Consider the following 14,331-nt stretch of genomic DNA (forward strand, 5'->3'; position numbering starts at 1 on the left):
ACTGGCTCAGCGCTTCTCTTGCTTGTTGGGCAGCGGTGCGAAAAGCGCTTCGATATCCTCATTGCCCAACTGCCAGTCCCCAGTTGTTCGCCCATCCAGCACACCCGCAGCCAGATCGGATTTTTCCTTCTGCAAGTGCTGAATTTTCTCCTCCACCGTGCCCCTGGCAATCATCTTGTAGACGAACACCGGCTTCTCTTGCCCGATGCGGTACGCACGGTCGGTGGCCTGGTTTTCGGTTGCCGGATTCCACCACGGGTCGTAGTGGATCACGGTGTCGGCTTCGGTCAGGTTCAGACCGACGCCGCCCGCTTTCAAGCTGATCAGGAAAATCTGCAGCGTGCCGCTCTGGAACTCTTTCACGGGGGTGCGCCGGTCACGGGTCTGGCCGGTCAGCAGTGCGTAGGCGATCTGGCGTTTCTTCAGTTCAGCCTCAATCAGGCTCAGCATCGAGGTGAACTGCGAGAACAGCAGAATGCGCCGCCCCTCGGCGAACAACTCGTCGAGCATCTCCATCAAGCTGTCGAGCTTGCCCGAGCTGCTGCCACGGGCGGGCAGGGTGGCGTCGTTGACCAGGCGCAAATCGCAGCACACCTGGCGCAGCTTGAGCAGCGCCTCAAGGATGATGATCTGGCTGCGCGCCACGCCTTTGCGGGTAATCTCGTCGCGCACCTTTTTATCCATGGCCAGGCGCATGGTTTCGTACACGTCGCGCTGTGCTTCGTTAAGGTCGACCCAGTGGATAATCTCGGTCTTGGGCGGCAGTTCGGTTGCCACCTGTTCCTTGGTGCGGCGCAGCAGGAACGGCTTGATCCGACCGTTGAGGTGCTGCAATCGCACCTCGCTGGCGCGTTTTTCGATGGGGACGCGGTAATCGCGGTTGAAGCTTTTCACATCGCCGAGCCAGCCTGGCAGCAGGAAGTGGAACAACGACCATAGCTCACCCAGGTGGTTTTCCAGCGGCGTACCGCTCAGGCACAGGCGCTGGCGCGCATTCAACTCGCGCGCCGCTTGAGCCGCCTTGCTGGTCGGGTTCTTGATGTACTGGGCCTCATCGAGAATCAGCACGTGCAAAGGCTGGGCGGCGAGGGTGTCGATGTCTTTGGGCAACAGTGCGTAGGTGGTCAACAGCAGGTCAAAGTCCTGCAGATTGGCGAAGTGTTTCTTACGCCCTGCGCCGTACAGGGCCTGCACTCGCAGTTGCGGGGTGAAATGCGCGGCTTCATCCAGCCAATTGGGAATCAGGCTGGTGGGCATGACCACCATGCACGGTCGATCCAGGCGCCCGGCATTCTTCTCCGTAAGAATATGCGCAAGGGTCTGCAAGGTTTTACCCAGGCCCATGTCGTCCGCGAGAATCCCGCCCACGTCCAACTGGCGCAGCGACTGCATCCAGCTCAGGCCTTCCAGTTGGTAAGGGCGCAAGGTTGCATTCAGTCCTTCAGGCGCCACACAGGTGAAATCCTGGATATCGCGCAGGCGCTGGGCGAAATGGCGAATTTTCTCGCCGCCTTCCCATTGCAGCGGCAGGTCTTCCAACGGGTTCAAGCGGATCGCATCGGCCTTGGCCAGGCGCAAGGCCGTGGTGCCCGGTTCCTGCAGGTAGAACTCGCCCAAGGTGGCCAGTACCGGCTTCAAGCGTCCGTAGGGCAGCGCCACTTGCAGCGGGCCGTGGCCGTTGGGCAGGCCGGGAATATTCACCAGGATCAATTCATCATCGCGGCGCCGTGCGAGCTTTTCCGGGTTAAGGATTTCGGTGTGGGAGCGCATCAGGTTCAGCAGGATCGGCAGCAGGCTCAGCCGCTCGCCGTTGACGATAATACCCAGCTCCAGGTCGAACCAGTCGCGCTCGGGGGCTTCATCGACGCTGGCGTACCAGTCGTCCACCGGGCTGAGGTCGAAGCCGAAGTCTTCATCGATTTGCAGCTCCCAACCTTCGGCCCGCAGTGTAGGTGATGAGTTGAGGGTGAAATTCAGCCAGGCGCTGTCATTGACCATCTCGAACAGATCGCCGGCACTTTCCGGCAAGGCCTTGCTCTGGCGCGTGGCGATCTTGAAGCCGAGCAGGCGCAGTTGCTCGCGATAACGCTGTTCCAGCTCGGGGTGGCGCTTGATCCGCAGGCTCTGGGTTTCCTGGCGCACGATGATGTCGGCATTCTTTTGCCCGCTGATATAATTGCCCAGGTAGTTGAACGACAGCGCCGCACGATGCTGGATGTAACGCTGCATCTTGCCGTTGCGCGGCTCGAACGCGCTGAACTCCACGCTGGCCAGCCACAGGCGCGGCACCGGGTGCACATCCTCCATGACCACCTGCGGCAGTACCACGCGGCTATCCAGTACCGCCTGGAGTTTGCCCAGCAACTCGGCGTCCTGGGCTGCGGCCGGGTAGGCCAGGGTTTCCTGGACCTTGAGCAGCACCGCGGCGATATGTTTGCAATTGGTGTGCACCGGGCAGGTACAGCGGCTGTCTACCAGGATCAGCATGCCTTTGGCCGATTCGCGCAAGGAGATGGTCTGGCGGTAAACGTTGCCGCCCGAACCTTCGCAACTGGCCGTGATGGTGCTGTCGCCGGATTCGACGATGCGCACCCGATTCTCCAGCGCATAACGCCGCCCGCGCTGCAGGCTTTGCTCTTTGAAGCGATTGGCCCAGGAAGGCGCCAGGGGTTTGGTCAGTGACGATGTCAGGGGCATGGCGCTGGATCAGTCCTGCATGTCGGGCGGCGGTGCGCTGGGAGGCTTGGCGGTCAGCGAGGTGATCTTGATCAGCAGCGCCAGGTGGCCGCCATCCAGGTAATTGAGTTGGTTGTTCTTGGTGCGCACGTCCTTTTGGCTCAAATGTTCGCTGGCGATCACGCTGCCGTTACCGTCGAACTGGTTGATCCAGAAATCGGCGTCGATGTCAGTGAAACGACCCAGTTGCAGGTTCAGTACGCCTTCGATGGGGAACTGACCGAATTGCTCCTGGCCGTCGGTGATCGCGATTTTCACTGGCTGCTCGCCGAGGCTCTGCTCCCAGGCTTTGTGCGCGAGCACGGTGTAGTTGGCGTCGGAGCGCAGTTTTTCGACAATGTTGCCCAGGCGCGGCGGGCTCATCCGCTCGCCCAGGCGCTGCGCACCGCCATCCCAGTCTTCCGGGGCGGCGCGGCTGTTGATCACCGGCTCTGCATTCTGGCGCACCAGGATCATTTCCACCTGGTAAGGGCTGTCGGCAAATGCCGAAGGCGCAATGACCACCAACATCAGGCTCAGAATGCGGAACATGCGCATGGGGCGTCCTTCAAGCAGATTTCGGAATGAGGCGCTCAAACAGCGCCTCCAAGGTATTGAAGCGTTCTTCGGCGCGTTCCATCGGCACCATGAACTTGAACAGCGTAGCCCCTTCGAACTTGTAACGGTTGGGCTGGCCCTGGATCAGTTTGATCAGCACCAACGGGTCCACCGGGGTCTGCGCTTCGAATTCGATACGCCCGCCTTGCGGCCCGGCATCGACTTTCTTGATGCCCAACTGCTCGGCCTGCAGTTTAAGCAGGGTCAGGCGCACCAGGTTCTTGGTCGGTTCCGGCAGCAGGCCGAAGCGGTCGATCATTTCCACCTGCAAATCCTTGAGACCTTCTTCGTCGGTGGCCGACGCGATGCGCTTGTACAGGATCAGTCGTGCGTGCACATCCGGCAGGTAGTTCTCGGGGATCAACGCGGGCAAGCGCAGGTTGATCTCCGGGCCACCGCCCAGCGGTTGATCGAGGTTCGGCTGTTCGCCCTTGCGAATGGCTTTCACCGCGCGCTCGAGCATTTCCATATACAAGGTGAAACCCACCGCCTGGATCTGGCCGCTCTGGCCGTCGCCGAGCAGTTCGCCAGCACCACGGATTTCCAGGTCGTTGGTGGCCAGCACAAAACCGGCGCCGAGGTCCTGGGTGTTGGCGATCGCTTCCAGGCGCTTTTCCGCATCGGACGTGATCTGTTGGCGCGGTGGCGTCAGCAGGTAGGCATACGCCTGGTGGTGACTGCGTCCGACCCGGCCGCGCAGTTGATGCAGTTGGGCCAGGCCGAACTTGTCGGCGCGCTCGATGATGATGGTGTTGGCGCTGGGCACGTCGATACCGGTCTCGATGATGGTCGAGGCGATCAGTACGTTGAAGCGCTTGTGATAGAAGTCGCTCATCACCTGTTCGAGTTCGCGCTCGCGCATCTGCCCATGGCCGATGGCAATACGCGCTTCCGGCACCAGTTCGGCGAGGTCGGCGGCGCACTTTTCGATGGTCTTCACGTCGTTGTGCAGGTAATACACCTGGCCACCTCGCAGCAGTTCACGCAGCAGCGCCTCCTTGACCGTGCTTTTGTTCTGCTCCATCACGAAGGTACGCACCGACAGACGGCGCGCCGGTGGCGTGGCGATGATCGACAAGTCGCGCATGCCCGACACCGCCATGTTCAGCGTCCGTGGAATCGGCGTGGCGGTGAGGGTAAGAATGTCGACTTCGCTGCGCAGGGCCTTGAGCTGTTCTTTCTGGCGCACGCCGAAACGGTGTTCTTCGTCGATGATGACCAGGCCCAGGTTCTTGATTTTCACGTCGTCCGACAGCAGCTTGTGCGTGCCGATCACGATGTCGATCTTGCCTTCGGCCAGATCAGCGACCGCCGCGTTCACTTCCTTGGCGGACTTGAAGCGGCTCATCACTTCCACGGTCACCGGCCAGTCGGCAAAGCGGTCGCGGAAGCTGTTGTAGTGCTGCTGGGCGAGCAGGGTGGTCGGCACCAGGATCGCCACCTGACGACCACCGTGCACCGCAATGAAAGCGGCACGCATCGCCACTTCGGTCTTGCCGAAGCCGACGTCGCCACACACCAGGCGGTCCATCGGCTTGGGCGCGAGCATGTCGGCACGCACCGCTTCGATGGTGGTTTGCTGGTCGGGAGTCTCTTCGAAGGCGAAGCCGGCGCTGAATGTGGCGTAGTCGGCTTTCGGGTCGGCGAATGCATAACCTTCGCGCGCCGCACGGCGCGCATAAATGTCGAGCAATTCGGCGGCGACGTCGCGCACCTGTTCGGCGGCCTTGCGCTTGGCTTTCTGCCAGGTCTCGGAGCCCAGGCGGTGCAGGGGCGCCAATGCGTCATCGCTGCCGGTGTAGCGCGCGATCAGGTGCAGGCTGGCCACCGGCACGTAAAGTTTGGCGCCCTCGGCGTATTCCATGGTGAGGAATTCGGCGGCCTGGTTGTCGATCTCCAGGGTCTGCAAGCCGAGGTAGCGGCCCACGCCGTGGTCGATGTGCACCACCGGCGCGCCTTCACGCAACTCGGTGAGGTTCTTGATCACCGCGTCGTTGTTGGCGTCGGCGCGTTTTTCGCGACGGCGGCGCTGCATCACGCGCTGGCCGAACAACGGGCTTTCGGCGATCAGCGCCAGGGCCGGGTCGTCCAGCAACAAGCCCTCATCCAATGGCGCGATGGTGATCGCCAGGCGCTCTTTGCTCTTGACAAAATCCGGCCAGCTATCGACCGTTTTCGGGCGCAGCTTGAGGCGCTCCAGCAGTTCCAGCAGCACTTCGCGGCGCCCGGCGGATTCGGCGGTAAACAGCACGCGGCCGGGGAAATCGCCAAGGAAGTTGGACAGTGCTTCCAGCGGTTGCGTGGCTTTGGCCTGAATCGCCAGGTCCGGCAACGTGCCGGCCGGGAAGCGCTCGCGGCCACTGCCAGCATCCACATCCTGCTGGCTGGCGACCACGCGTGGCCAGTTTTTCAGGCGGGCGAAGCAGTCTTCCACCGGCAGGAACAATTCGGCGGGTGGCAATAAAGGCCGAGACGGGTCGACGCGGCGCTCTTCATAGCGGTTGCGCACGTCGTTCCAGAAGTTTTCCGCGGCCTGCTCGATACCCGGCAGCGAGAACACCTGGGTGTCCTGGGGCAGGTAATCGAAAAGGGTCGAGGTTTCATCGAAGAACAGCGGCAGGTAGTACTCGATACCCGCCGGTGTAATCCCGCTGCTCAGGTCCTGGAAGATCGGGCAGCGACGGAAGTCCACATCGAAGCGTTCGCGAAAGCGTGCCTTGAAACGTGTGACCGCATCTTTTTGCAGCGGGAACTCACGCGCCGGCAACAGCTTGATCGAGTCGACCTTGTCGATGGAGCGCTGGTTTTCCGGATCGAAGGTGCGCAGGGTCTCGATTTCGTCATCGAACAGGTCGATGCGGTACGGCAGTTTGCTGCCCATCGGGAACAGGTCGATCAACGCACCGCGTACGGTGAATTCGCCGTGCTCGTACACCGTGTCGACATACCGGTAGCCCGTAGCTTCCAGGCGCGTGCGCATCTGCTCCACGTCGAGTTTCTGGCCGACATCCAGCACCAGGCTGCTGCCGAGCAGGAACTTGGTCGGCGCCAGGCGGTGCAGCGCCGTGGTGATCGGCACCACCAGCACGCCGTGGGCCAGTTCCGGCAGGCGGTACAGGCTGGCGATGCGCTGGGAAATGATGTCCTGATGCGGCGAAAACAGGTCGTAGGGCAGGGTTTCCCAGTCGGGAAAGTGCAGCACCGGCAAATCCGGGGCGAAGAAGCTCAGCTCCTGCTCCAGCCGTTCGGCGCTTTGGCTGTCGGCGGTGAGCAGCAGGGTAAAGCGCTTGGCTGCGCTGGCAGCCTCGGCGATGGCCAGGCTCAGGGCGGCACCGGGCAGGTTGCCCCAGTGCTGTTTACCTGCCGCGGCAGGGAGTAGCGGTAGACGCAGAACGGGCACGGAAGGTTGAGCTCCAAGCGTTGCGACAAAGTCGGTAATTGTAACGGCCAGAGGTGCCGCCTGTCAGTTGCTGACTGTGCCTATTACGGTTTGTAGGAAATGTAGTGGCTAAGACAAACAATCGTCGGTTTTGACTCAATATGTAGTGCCAAAATGCGCGAATGTTTAGGAGGGTTACGGACAAGTTGGTCGCCTCGCCAAACTAGTGGCCTTCTGGAACCCGCGTGTTTCCTGGGCTGTAGCGGGGTGGTATTTTTTTGCAAGGGCTTTTTGTTGCCTGACGCGCATTGCTCAACCGGCACTCGGGCGACATAATGTAGCCCCTTTTTTCTGCCCCTACATGTGGAAGGTTCCCGTGACTCAGAAGCCCGACCAGTGTCTTGGTGAATGGATCGACCGTGAAGCACTCGCAGAAGCGATGATTCCGCTTATCGGCCAGCTGTACCGCAATAACAATGTGGTGAGCTCGATCTATGGCCGCAGCCTGATCAACCAGTCCGTCATCGCGATTCTCAAGGCTCACCGCTTTGCGCGCCATCGCTCTGCCGACGACAGCGAACTCTCCGTCCACGAAACATTCCCACTGCTTAAAGCCATGAGCGAGCTCAAGCTCGGCGCGGCTTCGGTAGACCTGGGCAAGTTGGCGTACAAATTCCGCAAAGAAGGCGCTGGCCGCAGCGCCGAGCAGTTCGTGCGTGAAGAAATGGCTGATGTGGTCGGCCAGCAGAACGCCGCTGCCCGCAAAGGCACTGACGTGGTGCTGTACGGCTTCGGTCGTATCGGCCGTCTGCTGGCGCGCATCCTGATCGAAAAAACCGGCGGCGGCGACGGCCTGCGCCTGCGGGCCATCGTGGTGCGCAAAGGCGCCGAGAACGACCTGACCAAGCGTGCCAGCCTGCTGCGTCGCGACTCGGTACACGGTCCGTTCAACGGCACCATCGTCATCGACGAAGAAAACAACACCATCACCGCCAACGGTAACCTGATCCAGGTGATCTACGCGAAGAACCCGTCCGAGGTGGACTACACCCAGTACGGCATCAAGGACGCCCTGCTGGTGGACAACACCGGTGTATGGCGTGATGCCGAGGGCCTGGGCCAGCACCTGGCCTGCCCGGGTGTCGACCGCGTCGTGCTGACCGCGCCTGGCAAGGGCAAGCTCAAGAACATCGTGCACGGTATCAACCACGCCGAAATCACCGCTGACGACAAGATCGTATCCGCCGCTTCCTGCACCACCAACGCCATCGTGCCGGTGCTGAAGGCCGTGAATGACAAGTTCGGTATCGTCAACGGCCACGTCGAAACCGTTCACTCGTACACCAACGACCAGAACCTGATCGACAACTTCCACAAGGGCGACCGCCGTGGTCGCAGCGCCGCGCTGAACATGGTGATCACCGAGACCGGTGCCGCCACTGCTGCCGCCAAGGCGCTGCCTGAGCTGGCCGGTAAGCTGACCGGTAACGCGATCCGCGTGCCGACGCCAAACGTGTCGATGGCCATTCTCAACCTGAACCTCGAGAAAGCCGCCACCCGTGAAGAGATGAACGAGTACCTGCGCTACATGGCGCTGCACTCCGATCTGCACAAGCAGATCGACTTCGTCAATTCGCAGGAAGTGGTGTCCACCGACTTCGTTGGCTCGCGCCACGCAGGTGTGGTGGACGCCGAAGCGACCATCAGCCAGGACAACCGCGTTGTGCTGTACGTGTGGTACGACAACGAGTTCGGCTACAGCTGCCAGGTGGTTCGCGTGATGGAAGACATGGCTGGGGTCAACCCGCCGGCGTTTCCGCGCTAAGCATCAACAGTAAATGAAAAAGCCCCGACTGGTTCGGGGCTTTTTTTGCCTGGGATTTGTAGGGTGGCTGAGGGCCCTATCGGGGGCAAGCCCCCTCCCACAGTTTGATTTGTGAACACAGTCAAAATGTGGGAGGGGGGCTTGCCCCCGATGAGGGCGGTGCAGTCGACTCACTTCAGCAGTTTGCCACGCAACTCATCCGACAACCCCTTGGGCGCCAACCAGATCCCCAGATAAGCACGCGCCAGCGCGTCGTTGCGACTGCTGAACACGACCTGCCCATTGATCTGTAAATTCAAGCCACGGCCCGGCCGAAAATCCAGGGCATAGCGATCGCCACTGCGGATGTTGCGAAAGCTGGCGTGCAGTTGATCCAGTTCCGGCTTCAATTCGGTGCTGGCCTGCTGGCGCTCCAGGGTGGTGTTGGCGGCCTTGATCACGTCATTACGGTCGATGTCGCGAAAGTAATACAGCTCAAGTCGCAGCGCCTGTTGCTGGTCCCAGGCCTGCTTCGCTGGGGTGGCGGCTGGCGCATACAGCGCAGCAGCGTACACATCCGCCCAAAGATAAGTGAGCACTGCCTGGTTTTTCAGGGTCAATTCCTGAGACTGTCTGGGGAAGTTAGCTTGCTTGAGCCGATCCGCATCGCTGGCCTGCGCGGTGATCGACAGCAACAGCATCAAACAGATAAAGAGTTGTCGCATAATGGCTCATCCTGAAATCGGCGCTGATTTGCGTGCTGTTAGTATGGCAAGACTGGCCTACGACGCGACCAAGGGTTAATGTGCGCGGCGTTGAGGCTTATATAGACTGTGCCCCGGTTCACACACTTGAGCCAAATTGTCCTTCATGCCCGCTGGCCGCGGCATGATTTAGCCCGGCGTCCAACCGTACGCCTGGCCTGTTCTGAGGAGTACGCATGGCTGTCTACAACTATGACGTGGTGGTACTGGGTTCCGGCCCGGCTGGAGAAGGCGCGGCGATGAACGCTGCAAAGGCAGGGCGCAAGGTGGCGATGGTCGATAGCCGTCGCCAGGTCGGCGGTAACTGCACCCACCTGGGTACCATCCCGTCCAAGGCGTTGCGTCACTCCGTGCGCCAGATCATGCAATTCAACACCAACCCGATGTTCCGGGCCATTGGCGAGCCGCGCTGGTTCTCGTTCCCGGACGTGTTGAAGAGTGCTGAAAAGGTCATCTCCAAGCAAGTCGCTTCGCGTACTGGTTACTACGCCCGTAACCGCGTCGACCTGTTCTTCGGTACCGGCAGCTTCGCCGACGAGCAAACCGTCGAAGTGGTCTGTGCCAACGGTGTGGTCGAGAAACTGGTGGCCAAGCACATCATCATCGCCACCGGTTCGCGTCCGTATCGTCCGGCGGATATCGATTTTCACCACCCGCGTATCTACGATAGCGACACCATCCTCAGCCTGGGCCATACCCCGCGCAAACTGATCATCTACGGCGCCGGCGTGATCGGCTGCGAATACGCGTCGATCTTCAGTGGCCTGGGTGTACTGGTGGAGCTGGTGGACAACCGTGACCAGTTGCTGAGCTTCCTCGACTCGGAAATCTCCCAGGCGTTGAGCTACCACTTCAGCAATAACAACATCACCGTGCGCCACAACGAAGAGTATGAGCGCGTCGAAGGCCTGGACAACGGTGTGATCCTGCACCTCAAGTCCGGCAAGAAGATCAAGGCCGACGCCTTGCTGTGGTGCAACGGGCGCACCGGCAACACCGACAAGCTGGGCATGGAAAACATCGGGGTCAAGGTCAACAGCCGTGGCCAGATCGAAGTGGACGAGAACTACCGCACCTGCGTGCCGAACATCTACGGTGCCGGTGACGTGATCGGCTGGCCAAGCCTGGCCAGCGCCGCCCATGACCAGGGCCGCTCAGCCGCTGGCAGCATTGTCGACAACGGCAGTTGGCGCTACGTGAACGACGTGCCGACCGGGATCTACACCATTCCCGAGATCAGCTCGATCGGCAAGAACGAGCACGAACTGACCAAGGCCAAGGTGCCTTACGAAGTGGGCAAGGCGTTCTTCAAGAGCATGGCGCGTGCGCAGATCGCCGGTGAGCCGCAAGGCATGCTGAAGATCCTGTTCCACCGCGAAACCCTGGAAGTCCTTGGTGTGCATTGCTTCGGCTACCAGGCTTCGGAAATCGTGCACATCGGCCAGGCGATAATGAACCAGCCGGGTGAGCAAAATACCCTGAAGTATTTCGTGAACACCACGTTCAACTACCCGACCATGGCGGAAGCCTATCGGGTAGCCGCGTACGACGGCCTCAACCGGCTTTTTTGAGCGGCTCCGGCCGGTGGCCTGAGCCGGCCGGGGAGACCGATTTCAGTAATTCCCGAGGGTGGCAGTGGCCAAACCGGGAAAGTCTGTAATCAGGCTATCTACGCCGAAGTCGGCGAGCCTGCGCATCAGCGCGGGTTCGTTGACCGTCCACACCGACACGTGCAGGCCCTGGCGCTGGGCTTTCTCCAGACGCTCAGGGGTGCACAGCGTCCAGTTCAAGGCCAGGAATTCACAGCCGTAGTTCTGCGCGACCTTCAACGGGTCGAGCCAGGCGTACTCGGCCACCAGCCCGCGTGACAGGTCTGGCGTGAGTTCAACCGCCGCTTTCAGGACTTCCCGCGAACTTGAGGTCACCGTGACCTTGTCCATCAGGCCATAACGCACGGCCATCTCGCGGATCGCCAGCACCGTTGTGGCGGCGCGGGTGCGCGAGGCGCTTTTGACTTCCAGTTGCCAGTGATCGAAGTCGCATTTTTCGAACAGCTCTTCCAGGCGCGGGATCGGGCAGGGGCTGACCCAGCCTGGGCCGCCTTTGCGCGCGTCCATCTTCACCAGGTCCGCCGCCGAGTACTCGACGACCTTGCCGCGCCGGTCAGTGGTGCGCTTGAGGGTAGGGTCATGAATGACCATCAGCTCGCCGTCCATGGACAGGTGCAGGTCCAGTTCGCAACGGCGCACGCCGTGTTTGAGGCATTCCTGAAAGCTGGTCAGGGTATTTTCCGGTGCTTCGCCTTTGGCACCGCGATGGCCGTAAATCAGGGTCACAGTTGCTCCTTTGCGCCAGGATGGCTGGCGTCGTGAATACGCATTCAGAGATCGTCGCTTTGTTCTCGTGCCAGGCGGCGTTCCTGGGCCTGTTTCTGCAGGATGTAGCGCGCCAGCAGCTGGCGTTGGGCATCGGTCATGAATTCGAATTCGGTGCCCACGTCAAAGCCGTCGCCCTTGGGGTCGCAATGGGTGACCCGCGCCCGCAGCAGCAGACCGAGCGCCTGGGGCATCAGCACCAGCTTGACCGCCAGGTGGGCGTTGGGGGTCAGCGGTTCGGGGTGATGGAAGTCGATACCGCCTTCGGAAATGATCACCGGCTGCGGCGCGCCGACTTCGCTGAGTAGCCCGCGCGCCATGACCTGGCTGAGCAGGTCCAGGCGTTTGTTCTGCACTTTGAGGAACGCTGCCAGGCTGCGGTCTTTTTCGTTGATCTGGCGCAGCAGGTGCTGGGCTTCGAATTCGCTCAGGTGCAATTCACTGAGCAGATTGAACAGCGGCGAATCATCCAGCAACACTTCCTTGCTCGCCGCGTCGGGGGCCGACAGGCTTTTGATTTGGAGTGCGATCATGTCGTCGATACGGTAGTATTCGCGGCGCTCTTCTTCATCTAATGTCGACATGGCGAACCCCAGGTAACGGTAATGGTCTGAGTGTAAAGCTGCTGACCAGACCCCGCCACCGGGACGTCTTCTTTTCCTCCGAACAAGCCCCGACATGTTCAGACCTCTCTTCGTATTTATTGGCACGCGTTATACCCGTGCAAAGCGTCGCAATCATTTTGTGTCGTTCATTTCCCTGACCTCGATGATCGGTCTCGCCCTGGGCGTGGTCGTGATGATTGTGGTGCTGTCGGTGATGAACGGCTTCGATCATGAGATGCGCACCCGCGTGCTGGGCATGGTGCCCCACGCGACCATCGAGGGCGATGCGCCCATCAGTGACTGGCAAAGCCTGGCCGACAAGGTCAAGCAGAACCCCAAGGTGGTGGCCGTTGCGCCGTTTACCCAGATGCAGGGGTTGCTGACCAACGATGGCAAGGTGCAGAAAATCCTGCTCAATGCGGTCGACCCGGCCCAGGAGCGCAACGTCTCGATCATCGACAAGTTCATGCTGCAGGGCAAACTCGACGCGTTGGCGCCCGGCAGTTTCGGCATCATCATCGGCGACAAGGCCGCGGCCAAGCTCGGTGTGAGTGTCGGCGACAAGCTGACCTTCGTCGCGCCGGAGGTCACCGTGACCCCGGCTGGCATGTTCCCGCGCATGAAGCGGTTTACCGTGGTCGGCACCTTCCATGTCGGCGCCGGTGAGATCGACGGCTACCTCGGCTTGACCAACCTCACTGACCTGGCGCGCCTGCATCGCTGGCAGCCGGACCAGGTGCAGGGCCTGCGCCTGAAGTTCAACGACCTGTTCGACGCCCCGCGCGGCGCCTGGGAAATCGCCCAGCACCTGGGCGAATCGCAGTATTACGCCCGCGACTGGACCCGTACCCACGGCAACCTGTACCAGGCCATTCGCATGGAAAAAGCCATGATCGGCCTGCTGTTGCTGCTGATCGTCGCCGTAGCCGCGTTCAACATCATTTCCACGCTGGTGATGGTGGTGAACGACAAGAAGGGCGACATCGCCATCCTGCGCACGCTTGGCGCCACGCCGGGGCAGATCATGGCGATCTTCATGGTGCAGGGCACGGTGATCGGCGTGGTCGGCACCCTGATCGGCACCGCCGTGGGGATCCTGGCCGCACTGAATGTCAGCGCCGCCATCGCCGCGCTGGAAAAAGTGCTCGGCCACAAATTCCTCAACGCCGACGTCTACTTCATCGACTACTTGCCGTCCCAGGTTCAGGCCCAGGACGTGCTGATGGTGGGCGGCGCCGCGTTGGTCCTGAGTTTCCTTGCCACCCTGTATCCAGCCTGGCGCGCGGCACGCACCCAGCCAGCACAGGCATTACGTTATGAGTGAATCGGGCATGAGTGAAAAAGCAATCCTGAGCTGCCGCAACCTGGGCAAATCCTACGAGGAAGGCCCGGAATCCGTGGTAGTGCTGGCCAACCTGCAACTTGAACTGCACCCCGGCGAGCGCGTGGCGATCGTCGGCAGTTCCGGTTCCGGCAAAAGTACCTTGCTCAACCTGTTGGGCGGCCTCGATACGCCGTCCCAGGGCAGTGTGTGGCTGGCCGGTGAAGAACTGTCGGCCTTGAATGAAAAGGCCCGCGGCCAGTTGCGCAACCGTTCGCTGGGTTTTGTGTACCAATTCCACCACCTGCTGCCGGAATTCACCGCCCTGGAAAACGTGTGCATGCCGCTGTTGATCGGCAAGACCGCCATTCCAGAGGCGCGCCAGCGTGCCACGGCCTTGCTGGAACGCGTCGGCCTGGGCCATCGCCTGGAGCACAAACCGGCCGAGTTGTCCGGTGGCGAGCGTCAGCGCGTGGCAATCGCCCGCGCCCTGGTGAACAACCCGGGCCTGGTGATGCTCGATGAGCCAACCGGCAACCTGGACTCGCACACGGCCCAGGGCATCAAGGACTTGATGCTGGAGCTGAGCACTCAGATGCGCACCGCGTTCCTGGTGGTGACCCATGACATGAGCATGGCCCGTCAGATGGACCGTGTACTGCATTTGCAGGAAGGTCATCTGGTCGCTATCTGACCTGCTGCAAGCCCGCTTTTTTGAAAGCGGGCTTTTTCATTTTTTCAACGGTGCCC

Annotated in this window: 10 protein-coding genes; 4 read left to right on the forward strand and 6 right to left on the reverse strand. The window is 61.1% G+C overall.

The genetic code is table 11. The annotated features are described in order from the left end of the window. Positions 1-6: 6 nt before the first annotated feature. The 3 genes from QF045_RS10270 to mfd are packed head-to-tail and all read right to left on the reverse strand — an operon-like array spanning position 7 to position 6,733. Positions 7-2,697: a DEAD/DEAH box helicase gene (locus QF045_RS10270; RefSeq protein WP_306492096.1), complete on the reverse strand. Its 2,691-nt coding sequence runs from the start codon at positions 2,695-2,697 to the stop codon at positions 7-9. Between the two features lie 9 nt (positions 2,698-2,706). Continuing rightward, positions 2,707-3,273 (reverse strand): CsiV family protein, encoded by a 567-nt coding sequence (locus tag QF045_RS10275; RefSeq protein WP_306492097.1) that lies wholly within the window; start codon positions 3,271-3,273, stop codon positions 2,707-2,709. 10 nt (positions 3,274-3,283) lie between these two features. Further along, positions 3,284-6,733, reverse strand: coding sequence for a transcription-repair coupling factor (gene mfd / locus QF045_RS10280; RefSeq protein WP_306492098.1), 3,450 nt, complete (start codon positions 6,731-6,733; stop codon positions 3,284-3,286). A 340-nt stretch (positions 6,734-7,073) separates the two neighbouring features. On the opposite strand from mfd, the gene QF045_RS10285 reads away from it, so the two are divergent. Further along, positions 7,074-8,537, forward strand: coding sequence for a glyceraldehyde-3-phosphate dehydrogenase (locus QF045_RS10285; protein WP_306492099.1), 1,464 nt, complete (start codon positions 7,074-7,076; stop codon positions 8,535-8,537). A gap of 170 nt (positions 8,538-8,707) precedes the next feature. On the opposite strand, the gene QF045_RS10290 is transcribed toward QF045_RS10285, so the two are convergent. Further along, positions 8,708-9,241 carry a chalcone isomerase family protein gene (locus QF045_RS10290; RefSeq protein ID WP_306492100.1) on the reverse strand — a complete coding sequence of 178 codons (534 nt, stop codon included), beginning with the start codon at positions 9,239-9,241 and terminating at the stop codon, positions 8,708-8,710. Between the two features lie 215 nt (positions 9,242-9,456). On the opposite strand from QF045_RS10290, the gene sthA reads away from it, so the two are divergent. Then, positions 9,457-10,851 (forward strand): Si-specific NAD(P)(+) transhydrogenase, encoded by a 1,395-nt coding sequence (gene sthA, locus QF045_RS10295; RefSeq protein WP_003189670.1) that lies wholly within the window; start codon positions 9,457-9,459, stop codon positions 10,849-10,851. A 42-nt stretch (positions 10,852-10,893) separates the two neighbouring features. On the opposite strand, the gene QF045_RS10300 is transcribed toward sthA, so the two are convergent. Continuing rightward, positions 10,894-11,616, reverse strand: a complete 723-nt coding sequence (locus tag QF045_RS10300) for a glycerophosphodiester phosphodiesterase family protein (RefSeq protein WP_306492101.1) — start codon at positions 11,614-11,616, stop codon at positions 10,894-10,896. Positions 11,617-11,660: 44 nt separating this feature from the next. Continuing rightward, on the reverse strand, positions 11,661-12,239 hold the full coding sequence (locus QF045_RS10305) for a PilZ domain-containing protein (RefSeq protein ID WP_306492102.1): 579 nt from the start codon (positions 12,237-12,239) through the stop codon (positions 11,661-11,663). Positions 12,240-12,333: 94 nt separating this feature from the next. Between QF045_RS10305 and QF045_RS10310 the strand changes: the two genes are divergently transcribed. Together QF045_RS10310 and lolD are read left to right on the forward strand one after the other, a co-directional pair. Then, the gene (locus QF045_RS10310; protein ID WP_306492103.1) at positions 12,334-13,584 is read left to right on the forward strand and encodes a lipoprotein-releasing ABC transporter permease subunit; all 1,251 of its coding nucleotides are present in this window, start codon (positions 12,334-12,336) and stop codon (positions 13,582-13,584) included. A 7-nt stretch (positions 13,585-13,591) separates the two neighbouring features. Next, positions 13,592-14,275 carry a lipoprotein-releasing ABC transporter ATP-binding protein LolD gene (gene lolD, locus QF045_RS10315; RefSeq protein WP_164484517.1) on the forward strand — a complete coding sequence of 228 codons (684 nt, stop codon included), beginning with the start codon at positions 13,592-13,594 and terminating at the stop codon, positions 14,273-14,275. Positions 14,276-14,331 lie beyond the last annotated feature (56 nt).

Origin of the sequence: Pseudomonas sp. W4I3 (assembly GCF_030816195.1) — a bacterium.
Taxonomy (GTDB): domain Bacteria; phylum Pseudomonadota; class Gammaproteobacteria; order Pseudomonadales; family Pseudomonadaceae; genus Aquipseudomonas.

What these genes read in the sequence shown, in the direction of transcription:
- QF045_RS10270 (WP_306492096.1), bottom strand. Translation starts at nt 2,697, where the DNA reads ATGCCCCTGACATCGTCACTGACCAAACCCCTGGCGCCTTCCTGGGCC.
- QF045_RS10275 (WP_306492097.1), bottom strand. Translation starts at nt 3,273, where the DNA reads ATGCGCATGTTCCGCATTCTGAGCCTGATGTTGGTGGTCATTGCGCCT.
- QF045_RS10285 (WP_306492099.1), top strand. Translation starts at nt 7,074, where the DNA reads ATGTGGAAGGTTCCCGTGACTCAGAAGCCCGACCAGTGTCTTGGTGAA.
- QF045_RS10290 (WP_306492100.1), bottom strand. Translation starts at nt 9,241, where the DNA reads ATGCGACAACTCTTTATCTGTTTGATGCTGTTGCTGTCGATCACCGCG.
- sthA (WP_003189670.1), top strand. Translation starts at nt 9,457, where the DNA reads ATGGCTGTCTACAACTATGACGTGGTGGTACTGGGTTCCGGCCCGGCT.
- QF045_RS10305 (WP_306492102.1), bottom strand. Translation starts at nt 12,239, where the DNA reads ATGTCGACATTAGATGAAGAAGAGCGCCGCGAATACTACCGTATCGAC.
- QF045_RS10310 (WP_306492103.1), top strand. Translation starts at nt 12,334, where the DNA reads ATGTTCAGACCTCTCTTCGTATTTATTGGCACGCGTTATACCCGTGCA.
- lolD (WP_164484517.1), top strand. Translation starts at nt 13,592, where the DNA reads ATGAGTGAAAAAGCAATCCTGAGCTGCCGCAACCTGGGCAAATCCTAC.